Below are 19,634 nucleotides of genomic sequence, written 5' to 3'. Positions count from 1 at the left end.
TGCCGGAATGAAAGCGTCTGTTGCGAGCCGGGGTTTTACCCTCATGGAAATGCTGGTGGTGCTGGTCTTGATGAGCATCGCTGTCGGTCTGGTGGGTTTCGGTCTGCAACAGGGTTTGAGTACTGCCAGCGAGCGTCGTGCAGTGGGCGACATGGTCGAGGCACTGCGGGCGACCCGAGTGCGGGCTATTGTGACGGGCCAGCCGGCGCGCACCGAGTTCAATCTGCGCAAGGCAACGTTCAAGGCCCCCGGCAAGCGTGAAATGCGTTGGCCTGTCACGCTGCGAGTGACCCTGCAGACCTCCTCGGACCTTGGCTCGTCGGTCGAGTTTTACCCGGACGGAGGTTCCAGCGGTGGCAACGTTTTGGTCGCCGACGGTGACCGGCGCTGGCGTATCGATATTGGCTGGCTGACCGGCAGTGTCCAGGTTCGGTCGCTTTAATGAAAACATCGCAGTCGGGGTTCACCCTGCTGGAGATGCTGGCTGCATTGACCGTTATGGCGGTCTGCAGTGGCGTTTTACTGGTTGCGTTCGGGCAAAGTGCGCGGTCGCTGCAACAGGTGTCACGCAGCGACCGGCTCAGTCACGCTGCCCGCACCATCATGGATCAGGAAAGCGCCGGGCCGCTGGAAAACGCTACGCGTAAGGGCACCTTGTCCGGCATTGACTGGACACTGGATATTCACCAATTGCCAGGCGCGAACGGACAACCCAGGCTGTTTCGCCTTGATCTGTCGCTGAACGAGCATCAGCGCAAGGCGCAGTTCAGTACCCTGAAGCTACGCGGCGCTGTCACCGGGGCTGGCTCATGAGGTCGGCTCAGCGTGGCTTCACGTTGCTTGAAGTGTTGCTGGTGATCAGCCTGCTGGGCGTGCTGCTGGTATTGGTAGCCGGGGCATTGTTGGGAGCCAATCGTGCCGTGCTCAAGGCTGAGCGCTACACCGTCAATCTGGATGAGACCCGCGCTGCGCAGGCCTTTTTGCGCAGTTCGATAAGCCAGGCGCTGCCGCTGGACACGTCCGCGGAAGACGATGTGAACAGCGGTTTTTTCGAAGGCTCGGCGCAACAGTTGCGGTTTGTCGCCACGTTGCCTGGCGAGTTGGGCGGCGGCATCCAGGTTCATAGCCTTGAGCTCAAGGGGCCTGAGGGGCGTCGTTCCTTGCAGGTATCTTTTGCTCAGGTTCAGTCCGGTGCAAACGGTATTGCACTTAAACCGTGGGGTGAGCCTCAAGTGTTGCTGCAAAACGTCGATTCACTGACGTTCAGTTACAGAGGGCTCAACCCGAAGGGCAAGCCTACAGGATGGCTGCCCGATTGGCCGTGGCCGAATCGTTTACCGGGAGCGGTACGGATCGACATGCAGACCAGAGGAACCATCAAATGGGTACCCGAGGTTGTAGCGTTGCGTCTGGATTTGTCCGGCGGGGCGAGCGGCGAATGATTGAAGCAAATCGATACCAGCGCGGCGTAGCGCTGCTGGTAGTGCTTTGGGTTCTTGCACTGCTCAGCCTGTTGCTGGGCGGGCTGGCGGGCTGGGTGCAACTGGAAAGCCGGCAGGCACTCTGGCTGCGGCAGAACACGCAGGCTTTGATGGCGGCTGAGGCTGGCATGAATATGGCTGTGCAGGGGTTGCTTGATCCTGCGCAGCGCAAACGCTGGATTGCCGATGGGCGTCTGGTGTCGTTGCGCATGGATGACACGCAACTGGTTGTGAGTATCAGGAGCGAGCGCGGCAAGCTGGACCTTAATAGTGCGCCGGTCGCCGATATATCCCGGCTGCTGCAGGCGTGTGGCGCGGCCAAAAACCAGGCCAGCAGTATTGCCCAGGTGCTGGAGGCTCAGCGTAATGGCGGCCAGTCACCCTTGCGAGTGGTCGAGGAAGTACGTCAGTTGCCGGGCATGAGTCAGGCGCTGTATACCCGGATATTACCGGAAATAACATTATGGAGCGGCCTGGACAGGCCCGATCCGGCATTCGCTTCGGGGTTGCTGCGTAGGGCCTTGAACTTGCCGAACCAGAGCGCTGCAGGGGCTGATCCTGGCGAGGTACTGGCCATCGACAGCCGCGCAGAACGACCGGGCGGTGTGACCGCCCTGTTAAAAACCACTGTTTTATTGAGCCCATCGGAGGGAAGCGCACAGCCCTACAGGGTATTGCGTTGGCAAGAATGAATTCATCAGTTTCTGCACGTCTGGCGCCTGTTTACGCGTTACGCGAACAGGTCGCCAGGCAGTGGCGTGGCAGTCCGGCCCAACAGGCATGGCAATGGTGGGTGGCCGAGCTTCGCGCCTGCCTGCCTTTGCGCGTGCGCCGCTGGCTGGGTCGCGAGACCGTCGAGCAGACGCACGTCTGGCCATTGGTCGAGCCGTTGCCTGTCGCATCGGCCCAAGCGCGACGCGTTCTGCTGCTGCCTGCTTCTGCGGTGCTGGTGCAAACCTTGCAATTGCCGGCCGCCGCAGCCCGCAACCTGTCCACCGTGGTGGGCTACGAGCTGGATCGCTTTACGCCTTTCGACGCGGGGCAGTTGTATTTCGTCGCTCGCCAGGACAGCCGTAGCGCCAGCTTTGTCCAGGTCACGCTGGTGGCCATACTGCGCGAGCGGCTGGACGCGATACTCGCCGAGTGCGCCGAGCGTGGTCTGCGTCCTGATGCTGTGGACGTTGGCGCTGAAGGTCAGCGCATGGGTGTCGATCTGCTGCCTATGCCGCTGCGTCCGCAACAGTCGCGCTCTGGCCATCGCTTGCAACGCTGGCTGGGCTGGCTGTGTGTCGGTCTGCTGTTGAGTGCCATGCTGCTGTGGCTGAATGATCGCCAAAGCCTGCTCGACGACATGCAAGCCAGCGTCAAGGCACAAAAAGCCCAGGTCGGAGAGGTTCAGCAACTGCGCCAGCAATTGACTAACACCCTGGGTGCCGCCAATTACCTGTTGCGGCGCAAGGCTGCTCAGCCGCCGCTCTCGGCGTTACTCAGCGAGCTGACCGCCTGCCTTCCTTCGGACACCTGGATCGAGCATCTCGAGATCAGTGACAGCGCCGAAGTGGCGTTTTCCGGCCAGAGCGGCAAGGCCAGTGCTTTGATAGGCCGGGTAAAAGACTGTCGTAGCCTGGACAATGCCCAGTTTCAGGGGGTGATCCAGCCTGACACCAAAACCGGCAAGGATCAGTACTCCCTGCGTGCGCACTTGCACCAGAACCAGCAACAGGAGAACGCCGATGCGCCGTCCACTGACAAGCCGTGAACGGCGGGGCGCGGCCCTTACTGTCCTGGCACTGGTGCTATGCCTGGCTTACTGGTTGTTGATCGACAGCTGGTTCGCCGGGCCATTGCGTGATATCGGCGAACAGACCGAGCAGTTGCGTGAACAGCAGCAACGCTACGCCGGTTTGTTGCAGCAAGGTGATTCCCTGCGCGAGCAGTTAGAGCAGGCGCGTCGGGATCCGGCGAGCAGCACCAGCCTGTTGCCAGGAGAAGACCCCAGTGCCGTGGCGGCGGACCTGATGCAGCGTATCGCCGATCTGATCAGCAGTCAGGCCAACACCGGTGGCGGCTGCGAGCTGACCCAGCGTATGCCGATCACGCCGGAGCAGGACAGCGCCGAGCCGTATCGTCAGGTCAAGGTCAGCCTGACCCTGAACTGCGCCATTGAGCCGCTGACGGCCATTTTGCATGCGCTGGAATACCAGCGTCCGTTTCTGTTTATCGATGAGATGAGTATGCGTCGCGACGCCAATGCGCCTGCCAATGGTGCTGCGGGCAAGCTGGTAGTGCATCTGCTGGTGCGCGGCTACCTGCAACCGGCCAGTGTCGGGGAGGGCGAGCAATGATCGGCTCATTACGTCCGCTGGAGTGGGCTTTGCTGGCATGTGCCGCTTTGCTGGCTGCGCTGATTGCACTGATATTCAGTGGTGCAGCACATTCGCCAGGCTGGCTGCCGGAGCAGGCGCCGCGTAACCTGACGGATCAGAAGGCGCAGATCCACAGTGCGCCGTCATCTACTCTGGACAGTCTGGCTAATACTTGGAAGACCCCGCTTTTCAGTCCTGATCGCAGCCCCGATGCGGCGGTCCGCAAAACTGATGTGCAGGCCTCCAGCCTGGCTGGCCTGACCCTGACCGGGGTAATCATGGATGGCTCGCTACGTGTTGCACTGCTCAAACAGGCCAGCGGGCCGGCACTTAAAGTGCGTCAGGGCGCGCGTCTGCCCAATGGCTGGACGCTTGAGCGTCTTGAGCCTACCGAGGCCACTTTCAGGCTCGACGAGCGTACGCAAGTCCTGCGCCTGCCCGCGTTGCGCCTGCCGCCGCCGTCAAGCAGCCCCCCGATTACCTTAACCAACGATTCCACCCTGTGATGGGTACATTTTCTGGAGTTCCTGCCATCGCTACCTTGCGCACACCCTTGCTTTGCCTGGCCACCGCCGTCGCCCTTGGCGGCTGCGCGACACCGTCAGACACACTCGATCCCGACAATGGCATGCTGCAGGAAGCGCTCCAGGGAACGGGTTCACAACGTCCGCCGGTAGACCCGCGCAGCGAGCGACCGCCTGTCGAGCCACCTGCCCAGCAGACGACGACCTCGCCACAGCGCAAGATCATCCAGGGCAACCAGCGGTTCATCCGTCAGCCCGCTGCGGCGCCGGCTGCGCGCCCGGCCGAGACCGGAGATATCGTCTTCAACTTCACCAACCAGCCCATTCAGGCGGTAATCAACAGCATCATGGGCGATCTGCTGCACGAGAATTACAGCATCGCCCAAGGTGTGAAGGGCGACGTCAGCTTCTCGACGTCCAAACCGGTCAACAAGCAACAGGCGCTGTCGATCCTCGAGACGCTGCTGTCCTGGACCGATAATGCGATGATCAAACAGGGCAATCGCTACGTCATCCTGCCTTCCAATCAGGCCGTGGCGGGCAAGCTGGTGCCGGAAATGCGTGTGGCACAACCTTCGCCAGGAATGTCGGCACGACTGTTTCCGCTGCGTTACATCTCGGCCAACGAAATGCAGAAGCTGCTCAAGCCGTTCGCCCGGGAAAACGCATTTCTGCTGGTCGATCCGGCGCGCAACGTTCTCAGCCTGGCGGGCACGCCTGAAGAACTGGCCAACTATCAGGACACCATCGACACCTTCGATGTGGACTGGCTGAAAGGTATGTCGGTCGGCGTATTCGGTCTGCAGCGCGCTTCGGTCGGCGAACTGATGCCCGAGCTGCAAAAAATGTTCGGCCCTGAAAGCGGCATGCCGCTGGCGGGCATGGTGCGCTTCCTGCCTATCGAGCGGACCAATTCGGTGGTCGCTATTTCCTCGCAGCCCGAATACCTGCGCGAAGTCGGCGAGTGGATTCACACCATCGACGAAGGCGGCGGCAACGAGCCGCAGATGTACGTGTACGACGTGCGCAACATGAAGGCCACTGACCTTGCCAAATACCTGCGGCAGATCTACGGCACGGGCGCTATCAAGGAAGATTCGCCGGCCAAGGTGGCGCCAGGTCTGCGCACCACCACTCTGTCATCGCTCAACTCCAGCGGCGGCGGCGGCATGAGCGGTTCCGGTGGGCTGGGCGGCAACGGCGGTGGTATCGGCAACAGCGGCGGCATGAGCAATGGCGGCGGTTTTGGTAACAACCAGGGCCTGAACAACAGCCAGAACAACGCCGACAGCGAATCCGAGGGTGATGACCAGAGCGGCGGTGATTCCGAATCCGATTCGTCCGGCCAGGACGGCAGCGGCTCCGCAGGCAACGGCAAGTCACTCGACGCCAGCACGCGCATTACTGCGCAGAAGAGCAGCAACCAGTTGCTGGTACGCACACGTCCAGCACAGTGGAAAGAAATCGAATCAGCCATCAAGCGCCTCGATAATCCACCGCTGCAAGTGCAGATCGAGACGCGCATTCTGGAAGTCTCGTTGACTGGCGAACTGGACATGGGCGTGCAGTGGTATCTGGGGCGTCTGGCGGGCAATTCGGGAACCACCGGAAACGTCGCCAACACGGCAGGCAGTCAGGGCGCACTCGGCACCGGCGGGGCTGCGCTGGGCGCGACCGATGCGTTCTTCTACTCCTTCGTCAGCAATAATTTGCAGGTGGCGTTGCGCGCTCTTGAACGCAATGGCCGCACTCAGGTGCTGTCGGCGCCGTCGCTGGTGGTCATGAACAATCAGCAGGCGCAGATTCAGGTGGGTGACAACATTCCGATCAGCCAGACCTCGATCAACACCAACACGTCCACCAACACCACATTGAGCAGTGTGGAATACGTGCAGACCGGTGTGATTCTCGATGTCGTGCCGCGCATCAATCCGGGTGGCCTGGTGTACATGGACATTCAGCAACAGGTCAGTAATGCCGACAACAACGCCTCGAATAACGATGCCAACGGCAACCCGCGCATTTCAAGTCGCTCCGTTTCCACTCAGGTTGCAGCTCAGAGCGGTCAGACAATATTGCTGGGCGGGCTGATCAAGCAGGATAACGCAGAGACGGTCGACGCCGTGCCGTATCTGGGACGTATCCCAGGCTTGAGATGGCTGTTCGGCACCACCAGCAAGTCCAAGGGGCGTACCGAGCTGATCGTGCTGATTACGCCACGGGTCATCACCAGCAGCAGTCAGGCGCGTCAGGTGACTGATGATTACCGTCAGCAGATGCAGCTGCTCAAACCCGAGGTTTCGCGGACCAGCATGCATAACTGACGCTGTGTTAGTTTTGCCACGACATCCACTCACGGCGCTGCCTGTCGGCAGCGCTCAAAAGAGGTCATGAACCGATGCTGAAATTTTTCGCTGCCTTGCTGTTTGCTGTTGCCGGGATGGCGCAGGCACAGGACACCCTGCACACGGATCTGCCGCTGGACTACCTTGCGCAAGCAAATGTCGAAACCCCGAACCGGCCGCTGGTGATCTTCATTCATGGCTATGGCAGCAACGCTGCTGATCTGTTCGGGCTCAAGGAGCATCTGCCGGCCGATTACAACTACCTGTCGGTGCAGGCTCCGGTAACGTTACAGCCCGACAGTTACAAGTGGTTCACCCAAAAGCGGGGTGCACCCGATTACGACGGCGTGACCGAAGACCTGAAAAGCAGCGGCACCAAACTGACTGCATTCATTACTCAGGCCACGGCAAAATTCCACACTCAGCCTGACAAGGTTTTTCTGGTCGGCTTCAGCCAAGGCGCAATGATGAGCTACGAAGTTGCCTTGCGTCAGCCGAAGCTGGTGGGGGGCATTGCGGCGTTGAGCGGGCGTTTGTTGCCGGTGGTTCAGTCCGAGGTCAAACCCTCTGACGACCTCAAGGCGTTGAAAGTCTTCATCGGTCATGGAAAGCAGGACCGCCAGGTGGCCTACGCCAGCGGCCCGCAAGCCGAAGCAACCCTCAAGTCGCTCGGCCTGACGCCGCAGTTTCATGCTTATGAAGGCCTTGGGCACAGCATCAGCGAGGCTGAAGTGGTGGACCTGGGGAACTGGTTGCAACAGTCAGCACGCTAGCCAAAACGTGCGTCATCATGCCTGGAGGGGCGACGCACCATTCACGGTTAACTAATTGACCTTGACCTCGTTGAACTTGAGTACGTTGTCTTTGTTCTCGCGATCACGGAAGGTCAGCTTCAAAGCAGGTGATTGCTTGATCCGGCCCTTGGTCGCTTCAAAGATCAGCGTCACGCGGGTAGGGACGTTGCGGATTAACTGGAAACTGTCCCAACGGTCGTACTTGGCATCGCCAACGCGCAGTTGCGACAGACCCAGTGCGCCGCCGGTTTCCTCAAACAGGCTTATTGGAGTGAGAAAACGGAAGTCGCGGTCTGCACTCTTGTTGATCAGTTCGAGGGTACAGGTAGGCGACTGGCCGTTCTGATCGCAATCAAGCAATTCCACGCTGAGGTTGTCGACGGTCTCGGATCGTTTGCCGAACATGTTGGCGTTGTCATTCTCGACGAACAGCTTCTGACTGCGGGCGAATTCGAGCGAAGGCTTGGCGTATTCACCGCCCAACTTGAAAAAAACTGCACACAGAAACAACGCCAGCGCCAACCAGACGCCAAGCTTGAGTACCGCAGGCAGCTTCCTGGCGAGGATTGCGATACCCAGCCCGCTGAACAACATGATCGCGCTGACAATGATTATCAGCGTCTTCCAGTTGATGAAGTCGACGCTGAGGCCAAGAATGGCCGGGTCCGGGAAGAGGTAGGTGAAGATGCTCCAGATGACCCCGATCATGCCGCTGATGCCGAGCGATATCTTGGCGAAAATCGCGGAAATTTTGCTTGTTCGTGGTGCTGCGTCCATTGCTGTTTTGCCTTGTTCGGGTTGCGGAGGTGCTTACCGATGCGCTTGAACAGCACATCGGCGGGTTGGGGGCCTTGGGATGAGGCGTCTGTACAATCCGTGTTCAATCGCGCTTATCCAGAGGTGCCGGATACGCGAGCCTAAAGGTGCGAGAGAGAGCCAGAAGGGCGATTGGCTATGCAACCGCCGCGGCATTATCCTGCAAATCAGTCACAAAGTGCAGCGTTTACGCATTCTGCCTTGATCGATCCCTGAGAAACGCCAGCAACGCAATCAGCGGCAGTACCGTGCCTGCGATCAGCACCCAAGCCCATCCGCCATGGTCGAATAGCGGGCTGGCCACCGCTGAGCCAATAGCGCCGCCGATGAAGATGCTGGTCATGTACAGCGCATTGAGCCGGCTGCGACTGGCCGCATCCAGGGCGTAGACAGTGCGCTGACCCAGGACCATGCTGGTCTGTACGCAGAAATCCAGGACCACGCCCGTGATTGCCAGGCCGATCACGCTGTAGGCAGGGTGAACCAGGCCCGGGAGAAAACTCAGAGCGCCGAGCAATAGCGCGCCCAGTGAGGCTATGCGGGTATAGCCGGCGTCTGCCAGGCGACCACTGATGGGGGCAGCGATTGCGCCGATCGCGCCGATCAGGGCGAAGATGGCAATCTGCGTTTGCGACAGCCCGTGGTTGCGCGACAGTTCCAGTGGCACAGCCGTCCAGAACAGGCTGAACGTCGCGAACATGCACGCTTGGTAAAAGGCGCGCTGACGCAGTACCGGTTGGGTACGCAGCAGAGTCCAGAGCGAGAACAACAACTGGCCGTAGGACGCACGATGGTCCGGCAGGCGCTTGGGCATGGTAGTCGCAAGCACTACGCTGATACCTATCATGATCACTGCCGCCGAGCCGAATACTGCACGCCAGCCGAAATGATCCGCCACCAGGCTGGCAATGGGCCGTGCCAGTAGAATCCCCAACAGCAGCCCGCCCATGATCCCGCCGACCACACGGCCTCGAGACTCCTCGGGCGCAAGGTGCGCTGCCAGTGGGATCAGCATTTGCACCGACACAGAACTGAACCCCACCAGCAACGACACCAGCAGAAACAGGTTTGGTTGTTCGGCAAAAGCCGCGCCCAGCAGGCTGAGAACCGCAACCACGGTGGTGATCAGCATCAACCGCCGGTTCTCCAGCAAATCGCCCAGCGGCACCAGAAAGAACAAGCCCAGCGCATAACCGATCTGCGTCAACGAAACGATCAGACTGGCCGCTGTACTCGACAACCCGATGTCCGGGGCAATCAGCTCGATAATCGGCTGGGCATAGTAAATGTTGGCAACAATCGCGCCACAGCAGAACGCGAACAGCATCACCATGGCCGGAGTCATTGTCATCGCATTGTGCGCGGGTCGGGATGCGTGAGGCATGTAAAATCTCGCTTGGGCGCAGGCCTGTCAGATGTCCGGGACGTCTGTGTCAGGCGGTTGTGTGATTGATGGCGAGCAGGCTAACGTTTTTGTCAGGGATTAAGTAGGCACGGCGAGTTGATACAGGATATTTCTGCGAGTGATGGGTGGAGATGGGCTGTTACGTGGCAAGGCTGTTACGAGATACGTGATGAGCAGGATTTTCGTCCTTCTTCCATCAGGCCGGCTGCTTGATCCCATAACTCACCACATACAGCGCCGGCAGAAAAAACAGGGTGAGCAGGGTCGCGATGGCGATGCCGCCGATCATGGCGATCGCCATTGGGCCCCAGAACACTTCGCGGGCGATCGGGATCATGCCCAGGCTGGCAGCCGCTGCGGTCAGCATGATCGGTCGACAACGGTGTTCGGTGGCCTTGACCACTGATGACCAGGCGCTTTCGCCAGCGGCGATGAACTCGTCGATCTGGGTCACCAGAATCACTGAGTTGCGGATAATGATGCCGATCAATGCCAGCACCCCGAGAATCGCCACGAAGCCCAGCGGATAGCCGGAAATCAGCAGGGCGGCGACTACCCCTATCAGCCCCAGCGGCACCACACTGACCACCAGCAGAAGCTTTTTAACGCTGTGCAACTGGATCATCAAGAAGCTCACTACCAATAACAGCATCAGCGGCACGACCTTCAGAATGGGCCCTTGCGAGCGTGCGCTGGCTTCTACCGCACCGCCTGTGGCGATCGAATAACGCAGGGGGAGGCGGGCGCTGAAGGCATCGACTTCGGGTTTCAATTGCTTCACCAGTGCAGCCGGTTGCAACTTGCCGAGTACGCTGGCTTTCAGGGTAATAGTCGGCAGTCGGTCGCGACGCCAGACTAAAGGCTGTTCCTGCTCATAACTGAGGGTGGCAAACGCCAGTAGCGGTATGGTCGAACCATCCGGCGTCGGAATCTGCAGGTTGCGGAGGGTGTCTATCGAACTGCGCTCGTCGCTGTCGGCGCGTCCCACCAGATCAATCAGGTAGGTGCTGTCACGTACCTGGGTAATGGCAGTGCCCGTTACCAGGCTATTGAGGATCTGCGCCACGTCTTCCGAGGACAGATCAAACTGACGTATTTTGTCTTGAGCGATGTCGATCTTCAGTACTTTGCCCGGCTCGTTCCAGTCGTAGATCACCTGACCGATATTGGGGTTTGCATCCAGAATGGCGGCAAGCGCCATGGCCTGGCTGCGCACTTGCTCGATGTCCGGACCGCTGACCCGATATTGCACCGGCCAGCCGACTGGCGGGCCCATGTTCAAGGGCTGCACATAACCGCCCACACCGACGTAATCATCACGAAAGCGTTGGCGCAAACGTTCGATCAGACGGTCGCGCACTTCGCCACTCTGGCTGACGATCACCAGTTGCCCATAAAACGGATTGCTCAATTGCTGATCCAGCGGCAGGTAGAAACGCACCGCACCTTTGCCGACATAGGAGCTCCAGCGCAGCACATCGGGATCCTGCTTGAGCGTCGCTTCAAAACGGTCCATGGTCTGGCGGGTGCCTTCGATGGAACCGTTTTGTGGCATGTAGATGTCCACGAGGATTTCCGGTCGGTCGGAGTCCGGGAAGAACTGGTTCTGCAGCAATCTGGCCGCGAACAACGAGCCAATGAACAGCAGTACGGTCAACCCGATCACCCACCCTCGGTGCTCAAGGGTCTTGATCAGCAGACGGCTGAAACCTCGCATCCAGCGCCCCGGTTCGGCGTGTCGTGCCGACGCCTTGAGAATGTGCACACCGATCAGCGGCGCAAACAGCACTGCCACCAGCCAGGACAGCAGCAAGGCTACTGCGATCACCGCGAACATGGTAAAGACGTACTCGCCTGCCGAACTGGAGTTCAGGCCGATGGGCACGAAACCGGCAACCGTCACCAGCGTGCCGGTAAGCATCGGGAATGCGGTCGATGTGTAGGCGAATGTTGCGGCCTGAGGCAATGAGTCTCCGCTCTCGAGCCGTGTGACCATCATTTCTACCGTGATCATGGCGTCATCCACCAGCAACCCGAGGGCGATGATCAGTGCGCCAAGCGAAATACGCTGCATGGTGATGCCGCTGTACTCCATGAACACGAACACCAGCGCGAGCACCAGCGGTATCGAGCAGGCCACTACCAGCCCGGCACGAATGCCGAGGCTGATGAAACTGACCACCAATACGATCAGGATCGCTTCGAACAGCGCATGGGTGAAACCGCCGATGGCTTTCTCGACCACCTCGGCCTGGCTGGACACCAGATGCACGTCGATCCCTAGCGGCAGTTCTGCGCTCAGGTCATCGATGCGTTGCTGTAATTGCGTGCCGAATGTCTGGATATTGCCACCTTGCTTCATGGCCACCGCAAGGCCGATGGCAGGTTGACCGTTGAAGCGGAACAGCGAGGAGGGCGGGTCAGCATAGCGACGCTCGATGGTTGCCAGATCGCTGAGGCGAAAGAACCGGTCGCCGAGGCGTAAATTAACCGCTTGCAGGTCTTCTTCACTCTTGAACTGACCGCTCGCCCGCACCGCGATCCTTTCCGGACCCGCCTCCATCACGCCAGCCGGCGTGACCGAGTTTTGCGCTTGCAGGCTTTGCAGCACCTGACGTTGATCAATCCCCAGCGCTGCCAGCTTGCGGGTCGAGAAATTCAGGTAAATGATTTCGCGCTGGGCACCGAGCAATTCGATCTTGCCCAGATTGGGCACGCTGCGGATGTCGGCGCGTACCTGCTCGACATAATCCCGCAGCTGGCGAAACGACAGTCCGTCGGTAGTGAACGCGTAGATACTGCCGAATACATCACCGAACTCGTCGTTGAAAGCCGGCCCCTGAATGCCGCTGGGCAACTCGGCGCGCACGTCGCTGATTTTCTTGCGCACCTGATACCACGCCGCCGGGATGTCGACGCTGCGGGTCTCACTTTTCAGGAACACGAAAATTGTCGATTCACCCGCCAGCGTGTAGCTTTTGACGTAGTCCAGAGCGTCGATTTCCTCAAGCTTCTTTTCCAGCCGATCGGTGACTTGCAGCAGCGTGTCAGGCAACGTTGCGCCGGGCCAGCGAGCCTGGATGACCATGGTCTTGATGGCAAACGACGGGTCCTCTTCGCGCCCCAGATTCAGGAATGACCAACTGCCCATCAGCAGTGAAACGAACATCATGTACCAGACCAGCGTGCGGTGTTTGAGCCCCCAGGCCGAAAGATTGAAGCGCTCCCTCACAAACTGACCTCTCGCTGCAGACCAGTCTTCTGCCCGGGCGAGAGGGTTTTCTCGGTCGACGCGCGCTCCACCACTTCAACCTGTTGGCCGGGGTAAAGAAACTGCAGGCCCCTGGAGACCACGCGATCGCCTTCCGACAACCCTTCGGAAATCACCACCTGACCTTGTTCATAACGCAGCACCTTAACGCGGACCAAAGCGACCTTCGCCTGTGCATCTACTCGCCAGACGGCTGGCTGTCCCTGTGTGCGGCTCAGTGCCGACCAGGGCAGGGCGACTGCCGGCTGCGGGTGCGTCTGCACCTGTGCGCGTACCGCCGTGCCCAGCGAGGGAGCAACGGCATCGTCCGGTAAGGCGACGCGTACACGCAGCGTGCCGTTGGTGGCGGAAACGATGGGCGTGATCTCTCTGATGGTGCCGATAAAGGAAATACCGGGCTGGCCGAGCGCTGTAATCGTGACCTCGCGCCCAGCCTGATCCGCATCCAGCAGTGATTCATACGCGGAAAATACCGCCTCGCGCTTTCCATCGTGGGCAAGGCTGAAAACCGGAGCGGCAGCCTGTACCACCTGGCCTTCTTCAGCATGACGCGCTGTGATGACGCCATCTGCCACCGCGAACAGCTCTGTGTAACCCACTTGCTCACGTGCGTTGGCGAGTTGCGCCTGCAACGCTGCCAGATCTGCGCGTGCGCTCTCCAGGTTCGAGTGTGCTTTCTGATGTTCGCTGAGACTGGTATAGCCTTTGGGGAGCAGGGTCTGCTGACGCTGGTAATTCTGCTCAGCCAGGCGTAGCCGGGATTCGCGTATGGCTACGTCGGCACTGGCTGATGCCAGTTGGGTCTTTTGTTCACGCGGGTCCAGCCTGGCGAGCACTTGATGGGCCCGGACCCGGTCGCCGACGTCCACATAACGTTCGACCAGCTTGCCTGACACGCGAAACGACTGCTCGGTCACTTTACGAGCCTGGATATCACCTGTGAGCGCCACACTGCTGACGACATCCACCGAGACGACTGGCTGCACCTCGACCCGCACCAGCGCCTTATCAGCAGGTTTGCCTGCGGAGCAAGCACTGAGCGAGAGCAGCGAGATGAGGCCCGGCACAGCGAGTAACCGGAAGAACGGAAAGGGGAGCGACCGGGAAGTTATGGGCGCACAGCAGAACGAGCGCAAAGGCGCCGCGATAGAAAAAGTAATCAACTAATAGCACTGCCCAGTCAGGTAAAACAGCGTCCATGCATCACAGCGTCAGACCGGGAAAGCCGATGAGCTGTCCCGGCACTGACGAAGGTGTTTCATGCCATTGCGGGAATACTGGGCCAAACCTGCTGGCTGACTTCGGTGCCCAGAAAGCTCAGTGCAGTCTTTTGCGAGTGATGCCAGGCTGCTTTGCTTTCCAGGTCCAGAAAGTGCCCAGTGTCCGGTACGACATTGAAGCTGCTTTTGGCGATGTAGTTGGAAAACATACGAGCGTCTTCAACAGTGGTGTATTCATCTTTTTCACCATTGATGAACAGCACCGGAATATCGATCGAGGAAAAACGCTCGACGTAGTTACTGGCGCTTAGTTTCCGGATCTGGCTGATATGAAAGTCGATCTGGCCGTATTCGTGTTCAGCAAGACTGATCAGGTGTTTGTAGTTATAGAGTTTGAAAAGGCGCGGCAGGTGTTTGCCCACGGTGTCGTTCAACAGCGAGCCGATCTTGCGTTTTTCGCGCGCTGCAAGGTAGACCTGAGCCTTGTCGATGTAGTCGAGCATGGGCGCGTTGAGCACCGGCGAGAACGAACTGATGATCGCCTTCTCCACGGATGGAGGGCATTCAGCAAGCGCCAGCAGCGCTGAAACGCCGCCCCATGACACGGACAGCAGGTAATTGACCTGATACAGGTCAATCAGTTGAAGGAGGATGTGTACTTCATCTTCCTTGCTGACGATCATCTCGTCCGGGTTGTGCGCCCGTGATTGCCCCGAGAACGGCAGGTCGAACAGCACGAGGTTGTAGTGAGGCTGCAGGTACTTGACCGTCTGCCCGAAAGAGCCTGTGGTAGACAACGCACCATTGACCAGCAAGATGGTCTTGGCATCGCTGCTCTTCCAGTAAGTCTCGGTGTAAACCTTGTAGTTACCCACGCTTAAAATCTTTGATTGTGCGCCCATGACAGCCTCCCAGCCGATGTCGATCCTACGATTAGTCCAGCGTTTCTCTGCTCTGGCGGCCATGCCAGTGCCTCGCCTGATAAGTGGCGAATCCGATGAGTTATTGTTATGGGTGCAGCGCATGCAGTTGCGCAGGAACCTTGTTTGCCCGGCTATAAATAACGCAGTGCCAGTATGCCGACAAGCCGCTGGCGTCAAAAAAATAAGGCGTGCCTGACGTTTGGATCCCTAAACCGAATTTCGCTGATTGATCGGGCAATGGGGGTTGTTCGGGGAAAAAGTCAGTATCGAGGCAGAAAAGCGCAATTTCTGGTCGGAACTTGTCCGTGCTGAAACGGTCAAGCGACGCCATTCTTGAAACATTAAGTTACAATTTAGCGCTTGGCATTGTGCGTCAGATTAATAACCAAAGCTCTGAAACCCCTGAGCCAGACGCGTTAAGCTCGTCAAAAAGCAGGCGCAGGGTTGTCTTGAGGAATACGCCTCATAGGGCATGTGTGATTTGATCTGGACTTTGGGAGAGACGTGCCGCAGGTGAGCGGCAGCTTTCATGCGAACCTTGCGTTTCGGCGTCTCAGTTGAGGGTGTTGGCCGTACGACATTCCAGCAGCAGGCTGGCGCCCCCGTACTCGCTGGTGCCTATTTGCAGCGTAAAGCCATGCAGATTGACGATGGCCGCGACGACGGACAAACCGAGGCCGAAGCCGCTTTGCTCGTTGCTGGCTTCGCTGCGATAAAAGCGTTGAAAGACCGCTGCTCGTTCAGCGACCGGGATGCCAGGCCCCGAATCCTGTACTTCAATGCAGGGTGTATTGCCTTGCTTGTCGGGGAATGCGCTGATTTTCACGATGCCGCCGGCAGGGGTGAACTTGATGGCGTTGCCCAGCAGGTTGGTCAGTGCTTCAAACAACAGCGCACGATCGCCCACAAGCGTCGGCAGCGGGTCTCGCAGTTCCAGCAGCAGCGTGATCTGATCTTCCTCTGCCAGTGGCAGATAAAAATCATGCAGCTCCTGCAATAGCGGCTGGAGTTCCAGCTCGATAAATGCGGAGCGTCTCTGACGGTCCTCAAGCTCGGAAATGCGCAACAGCCCCCGGAAACGCGCCATCAGCGTATCTGCCTCGCCGATGACCTGAGCGATCTGGGTGGCGTGGGTCGAATCGTGCGCAGATTGCTGCTGGATTCGATACAGCTGAGCTCGCAGGCGAGTGAGCGGGGTGCGCAGGTCGTGGGCGATATTGTCGCAGACACCCTTGACCTCATTCATGAGCTTTTCGATCCGGTCAAGCATCGCGTTAACGATCACCGCCAGCATGTCCAGCTCGTCACGCCTGTTGGACACCGGCAGGCGCCCGGCCATGTCGCCTGCGATGATCGATTCGGCGCTGGCCTGAATAGCCCGGATGCGCCGCAAAGGGCGGCGCCGCAGCAGATGCCAGCCAGCGACCCCGGGGATGATGGTCAGCGATATACCCCACAGCAACGCGTGCAGGATCAATGTGCTCACCGCAAACAGCGAGCCATTCTCGCGTACCAGCACCAGCCAGCGGCCATCCGAAGTCCGGTTGACGATGGCGTCGCAGCTGCCCTCCGGCATGCCAGGGTCATCCGATTCGATGCAATCGTTCAGGACGTGAATCTGGCCATCAATGGGCAGGTTGCTCGGCACGCTGCTGATGGGGCCGGCGACCGGTCGAAAGTTTTCGTCGAACAGCCCATAGGCATCCACCGAGCGCGAATCGAAGGTCATGCTGGTGGCCAGCGCATCCTCCAGCGCCTGCCCCTCGAACCGCGAGAACAGCTGCTGGCGATGGGTCAGTGACTGGCGGGCGAGGGTGTCCAGATAGGAAGTGACTTCCCAGTACAGAACGCCCAGAAGGATGACGCTCCAGGCAACGAAGAGAGAGCTGTACAGCGCCAGCAGACGGCTTGTTGAAGATCGCCAGCCCTTAGACGGGTTCGGCAATGACATAACCCGATCCTCGCACGGTCTGAATAAGCTGTGCGGTGCCGGGTTGGTCGATCTTTTTGCGCAGACGGCCAATGTGGACGTCGATCAGGTTGGTGCCCGGATCGAAGTGATAGCCCCAGACTTCCTGGAAGATCATCATTCGGGTAATGATCTGTCCGCTGTTGCGCATCAGAAATTCCAGCAGTTTGAACTCGGTAGGCAGCAGGATCAGTGGTTCGCCGCCACGGCAGGCTTCCCGGGTGATCAGATTGAGTTCAAGATCGGCTACCTGCAGCACGGTCTTCGCCGCGCTGACCGGGTTGCTGCGACGCAACAGCACCTCGACGCGCGCCGCCATCTCGTCCGAAGCGAATGGCTTTGGCAGGTAGTCATCACCTCCGGCACGCAATCCGCGTACACGTTCGTCCACATCGGACAACGCGCTGATCATCAGAATCGGCGTGGAGATACCCTGGGCGCGCAAGTGGGTGACGATGGTCAGGCCATCCATCTCCGGCAGCATGCGATCCAGGGTTATGAGGTCGTAGTCGCCACTCACTGCACGCGCCAGGCCATCACGACCGTTATCGACCCAATCTACTTCCAACCCGTGGCTGTTGAGTTCGGTGACGATTTCCTTGGCGGTGATGGCATCATCTTCGATTGCCAGAATTCGGGTCATGGTCCCTGCCTGAATAAGTGCGTTCAAAGCGTCATTCTGCCTTTAAAAGAAGGCGCCGTTTCTGAAAGAAAGTTTAATGACAGGGATCATATCTCTTTCTTTGCCCCGGCATCTGCGTCCTTGAGCTGTTGCGCCTTCTGCAAACGAATTTTTTCTGCCTTGTTCTTGCGGTCGCGCTCCATTCGCGCGGTGGTGTCCTTTTCGCTGCGAATCTGCGCGTGGCTGATCAGCGCGAAAATGAAGCTGCCACCGATGATATTGCCTGCCAGTGTCGGCGCTGCAAAGGTCAACCAAAAGTCCCCCCAGCCCAATTCTCCTGCAAACACCAGATAGGACACTTCCGCCGAGCCCACCACGATGTGAGTGAAGTCTCCGAGCGCCATGAGGTAGGTAATAAGCACAATGATCGCGATCTTGGCTTTTTCCATGGAGGCAATCATCCAGACCATGGTCGCAATCATCCAGCCCGACACGATGCCCTTGGAAAACATCTGGGCGACATCGTTTTCCATGACTTTGTGGCCTATCTCCAGAAACGCCTTGTCTGTGCTGGCATCGAAAATTGGCAGATTGAGCATCACGTAGGCGACCAGCAACGTGCCGACCAGGTTGCCGCCAAGCACCACACCCCACAGGCGAAACAAACGGCCTATGTTGGCCAGATTGAATTTGCTCATGATGGGCAATACGGCAGTGATCGTGTTTTCAGTGAACAACTGCTGGCGCGCCAGAATGACCGCCAGAAAGCCTGCCGAATAGCCCAGGCTGCTGATGACATGACTGCCGCTAATGCCCTCGAGACGGGAGTTGAGCAGCCCCATCGCCATCAATGACAACCCCATGGTCAGACCCGCTGCCAGCGCCGACCACCACAATGCGGCCACACTGCGCTCAAGCTCGTGATCGCCCTGAATACGGATCGTCTCGTGCAACACCGCTGCACGAGGCGGCTGGTTCTCGTCAATCTCGCGCTCTTCCTCGGCGGAAAGGCCGGGGGTCTTGCCGTCTACTTCGTGGTCCATACAACGTCCTCAGCGCCAGTGATGAATGGTCCTGCGCAGGCGGCGTCAGTCCGATGCTTCAGACAGGTGCGGCGCGCCGTCGTTCGCTGCCGCTCTTGCACATCGAGAATTGTATGCGCGAGTTGGCAAATTGTCGGTGCTAGCCCAGCAAATGGGCGCTTTGTACACGCTCTACGCCGATGCCCAGAAGGGTCTTCCATGCGTGCTCCAGCGAGCCGTTCATGTCGATGGCGCGACAGGCGTCTTCAACCACGTACGTATTGAAACCGGCACTGCGTGCATCCTGCGCCGACCACGCAACGCAGAAATCCAGCGCCAGGCCGACCACGAACAATGTGTCGATGCCACGTTCTTTCAGATAACCCGCGAGCCCCGTAGAAGTCGTGCGATCGGCTTCCAGAAAAGCCGAATAACTGTCGATATGCGCATTGCAGCCCTTGCGCAGGATCAATTGTGCGTGAGGCAGATCAAGCGCTGCATGCAATTGCGCACCGTGGCTGCCTTGCACGCAGTGGTCCGGCCAGAGGGTTTGCAGGCCGTAGGGCAGGGTGATGCTCTCGAACGGCGTGCGTTGCGCGTGGCTGGACGCAAAGGAGATATGCCCGGCCGGGTGCCAATCCTGAGTGATGATCACCCTCGTAAAGCGGCTGCCCAGACAGTTTATCAATGGCAACAAGGCATCGCCATCAGCCACGGCCAGTTGCCCGCCGGGCATGAAGTCGTATTGCATGTCGATCACCAGCAAGGCGCAGCGAGGGTCAGCAGGCTTGTCGGAAAGGAGCATGGTCGGTTCTCTCGTCAGGGCGTAAGCGTCAGTTTGCCTGTTTGCGCCTGTGTTGGCTAAGCGAGGCAGGC

The 19,634-nt window shown here is 59.1% G+C and carries 19 protein-coding genes; 9 read left to right on the top strand and 10 right to left on the bottom strand.

Going from position 1 to position 19,634, the window contains the following annotated elements:
- Positions 1 to 7: 7 nt before the first annotated feature.
- The 9 genes from POR16_RS14075 (at position 8) to POR16_RS14035 (ending at position 7,489) form a co-directional block, all read left to right on the top strand.
- Entirely contained in the window at positions 8 to 442 is a 435-nt protein-coding gene (locus tag POR16_RS14075) for a prepilin-type N-terminal cleavage/methylation domain-containing protein (protein WP_080267786.1), read from the top strand.
- Complete coding sequence (locus POR16_RS14070; RefSeq protein ID WP_005893909.1) at positions 442 to 813, top strand: type II secretion system protein; 372 nt, start codon at positions 442 to 444, stop codon at positions 811 to 813. Before POR16_RS14075 ends, POR16_RS14070 begins: the two co-directional genes overlap by 1 nt.
- Positions 810 to 1,442, top strand: coding sequence for a prepilin-type N-terminal cleavage/methylation domain-containing protein (locus tag POR16_RS14065; RefSeq protein WP_005893910.1), 633 nt, complete (start codon positions 810 to 812; stop codon positions 1,440 to 1,442). Before POR16_RS14070 ends, POR16_RS14065 begins: the two co-directional genes overlap by 4 nt.
- On the top strand, positions 1,439 to 2,173 hold the full coding sequence (locus POR16_RS14060; RefSeq protein ID WP_024689651.1) for a type II secretion system protein GspK: 735 nt from the start codon (positions 1,439 to 1,441) through the stop codon (positions 2,171 to 2,173). Before POR16_RS14065 ends, POR16_RS14060 begins: the two co-directional genes overlap by 4 nt.
- Positions 2,170 to 3,240 carry a type II secretion system protein GspL gene (locus POR16_RS14055; protein WP_005893914.1) on the top strand — a complete coding sequence of 357 codons (1,071 nt, stop codon included), beginning with the start codon at positions 2,170 to 2,172 and terminating at the stop codon, positions 3,238 to 3,240. Before POR16_RS14060 ends, POR16_RS14055 begins: the two co-directional genes overlap by 4 nt.
- A complete protein-coding gene (gspM, locus tag POR16_RS14050; protein ID WP_024669443.1) occupies positions 3,215 to 3,826 on the top strand; it encodes a type II secretion system protein GspM in 612 nt (203 codons plus the stop codon). The genes POR16_RS14055 and gspM overlap by 26 nt, the downstream gene beginning before the upstream one ends.
- Complete coding sequence (locus POR16_RS14045) at positions 3,823 to 4,353, top strand: general secretion pathway protein GspN (protein WP_053479580.1); 531 nt, start codon at positions 3,823 to 3,825, stop codon at positions 4,351 to 4,353. The genes gspM and POR16_RS14045 overlap by 4 nt, the downstream gene beginning before the upstream one ends.
- Positions 4,353 to 6,695 carry a type II secretion system secretin GspD gene (gene gspD / locus POR16_RS14040; RefSeq protein ID WP_053932739.1) on the top strand — a complete coding sequence of 781 codons (2,343 nt, stop codon included), beginning with the start codon at positions 4,353 to 4,355 and terminating at the stop codon, positions 6,693 to 6,695. Before POR16_RS14045 ends, gspD begins: the two co-directional genes overlap by 1 nt.
- 74 nt (positions 6,696 to 6,769) lie before the next feature.
- A complete protein-coding gene (locus POR16_RS14035; RefSeq protein ID WP_005893918.1) occupies positions 6,770 to 7,489 on the top strand; it encodes an alpha/beta hydrolase in 720 nt (239 codons plus the stop codon).
- 51 nt (positions 7,490 to 7,540) lie between these two features.
- Here POR16_RS14035 and POR16_RS14030 read toward each other — a convergent pair whose 3' ends face one another.
- The 10 genes from POR16_RS14030 to pncA all read right to left on the bottom strand — a co-directional run bounded on the left by POR16_RS14030 (position 7,541) and on the right by pncA (position 19,563).
- Positions 7,541 to 8,287, bottom strand: a complete 747-nt coding sequence (locus POR16_RS14030) for a hypothetical protein (RefSeq protein WP_005893919.1) — start codon at positions 8,285 to 8,287, stop codon at positions 7,541 to 7,543.
- Positions 8,288 to 8,513: 226 nt separating this feature from the next.
- Entirely contained in the window at positions 8,514 to 9,710 is a 1,197-nt protein-coding gene (locus tag POR16_RS14025; protein ID WP_024669440.1) for an MFS transporter, read from the bottom strand.
- Between the two features lie 217 nt (positions 9,711 to 9,927).
- On the bottom strand, positions 9,928 to 12,963 hold the full coding sequence (locus tag POR16_RS14020) for an efflux RND transporter permease subunit (protein WP_122381176.1): 3,036 nt from the start codon (positions 12,961 to 12,963) through the stop codon (positions 9,928 to 9,930).
- Complete coding sequence (locus tag POR16_RS14015; protein WP_051126737.1) at positions 12,960 to 14,150, bottom strand: efflux RND transporter periplasmic adaptor subunit; 1,191 nt, start codon at positions 14,148 to 14,150, stop codon at positions 12,960 to 12,962. Before POR16_RS14015 ends, POR16_RS14020 begins: the two co-directional genes overlap by 4 nt.
- A 110-nt stretch (positions 14,151 to 14,260) precedes the next feature.
- On the bottom strand, positions 14,261 to 15,124 hold the full coding sequence (locus POR16_RS14010) for an alpha/beta fold hydrolase (protein ID WP_024669437.1): 864 nt from the start codon (positions 15,122 to 15,124) through the stop codon (positions 14,261 to 14,263).
- Between the two features lie 106 nt (positions 15,125 to 15,230).
- Entirely contained in the window at positions 15,231 to 15,476 is a 246-nt protein-coding gene (locus POR16_RS14005) for a hypothetical protein (protein WP_144106521.1), read from the bottom strand.
- 222 nt (positions 15,477 to 15,698) lie between these two features.
- Positions 15,699 to 17,096, bottom strand: coding sequence for a sensor histidine kinase (locus tag POR16_RS14000; protein WP_024669436.1), 1,398 nt, complete (start codon positions 17,094 to 17,096; stop codon positions 15,699 to 15,701).
- Complete coding sequence (locus POR16_RS13995; protein ID WP_005893930.1) at positions 17,074 to 17,757, bottom strand: response regulator transcription factor; 684 nt, start codon at positions 17,755 to 17,757, stop codon at positions 17,074 to 17,076. The genes POR16_RS14000 and POR16_RS13995 overlap by 23 nt, the downstream gene beginning before the upstream one ends.
- An 86-nt stretch (positions 17,758 to 17,843) precedes the next feature.
- Positions 17,844 to 18,779 carry a formate/nitrite transporter family protein gene (locus POR16_RS13990; RefSeq protein ID WP_005893931.1) on the bottom strand — a complete coding sequence of 312 codons (936 nt, stop codon included), beginning with the start codon at positions 18,777 to 18,779 and terminating at the stop codon, positions 17,844 to 17,846.
- 139 nt (positions 18,780 to 18,918) lie between these two features.
- Positions 18,919 to 19,563 carry a bifunctional nicotinamidase/pyrazinamidase gene (gene pncA / locus POR16_RS13985; RefSeq protein ID WP_005893933.1) on the bottom strand — a complete coding sequence of 215 codons (645 nt, stop codon included), beginning with the start codon at positions 19,561 to 19,563 and terminating at the stop codon, positions 18,919 to 18,921.
- Positions 19,564 to 19,634: the final 71 nt, after the last annotated feature.

Source organism: Pseudomonas coronafaciens pv. oryzae str. 1_6, assembly GCF_000156995.2.
GTDB classification, from domain to species: Bacteria; Pseudomonadota; Gammaproteobacteria; order Pseudomonadales; family Pseudomonadaceae; genus Aquipseudomonas; species Aquipseudomonas tremae.
This window is presented reverse-complemented; position numbering and strand designations above follow the sequence as displayed.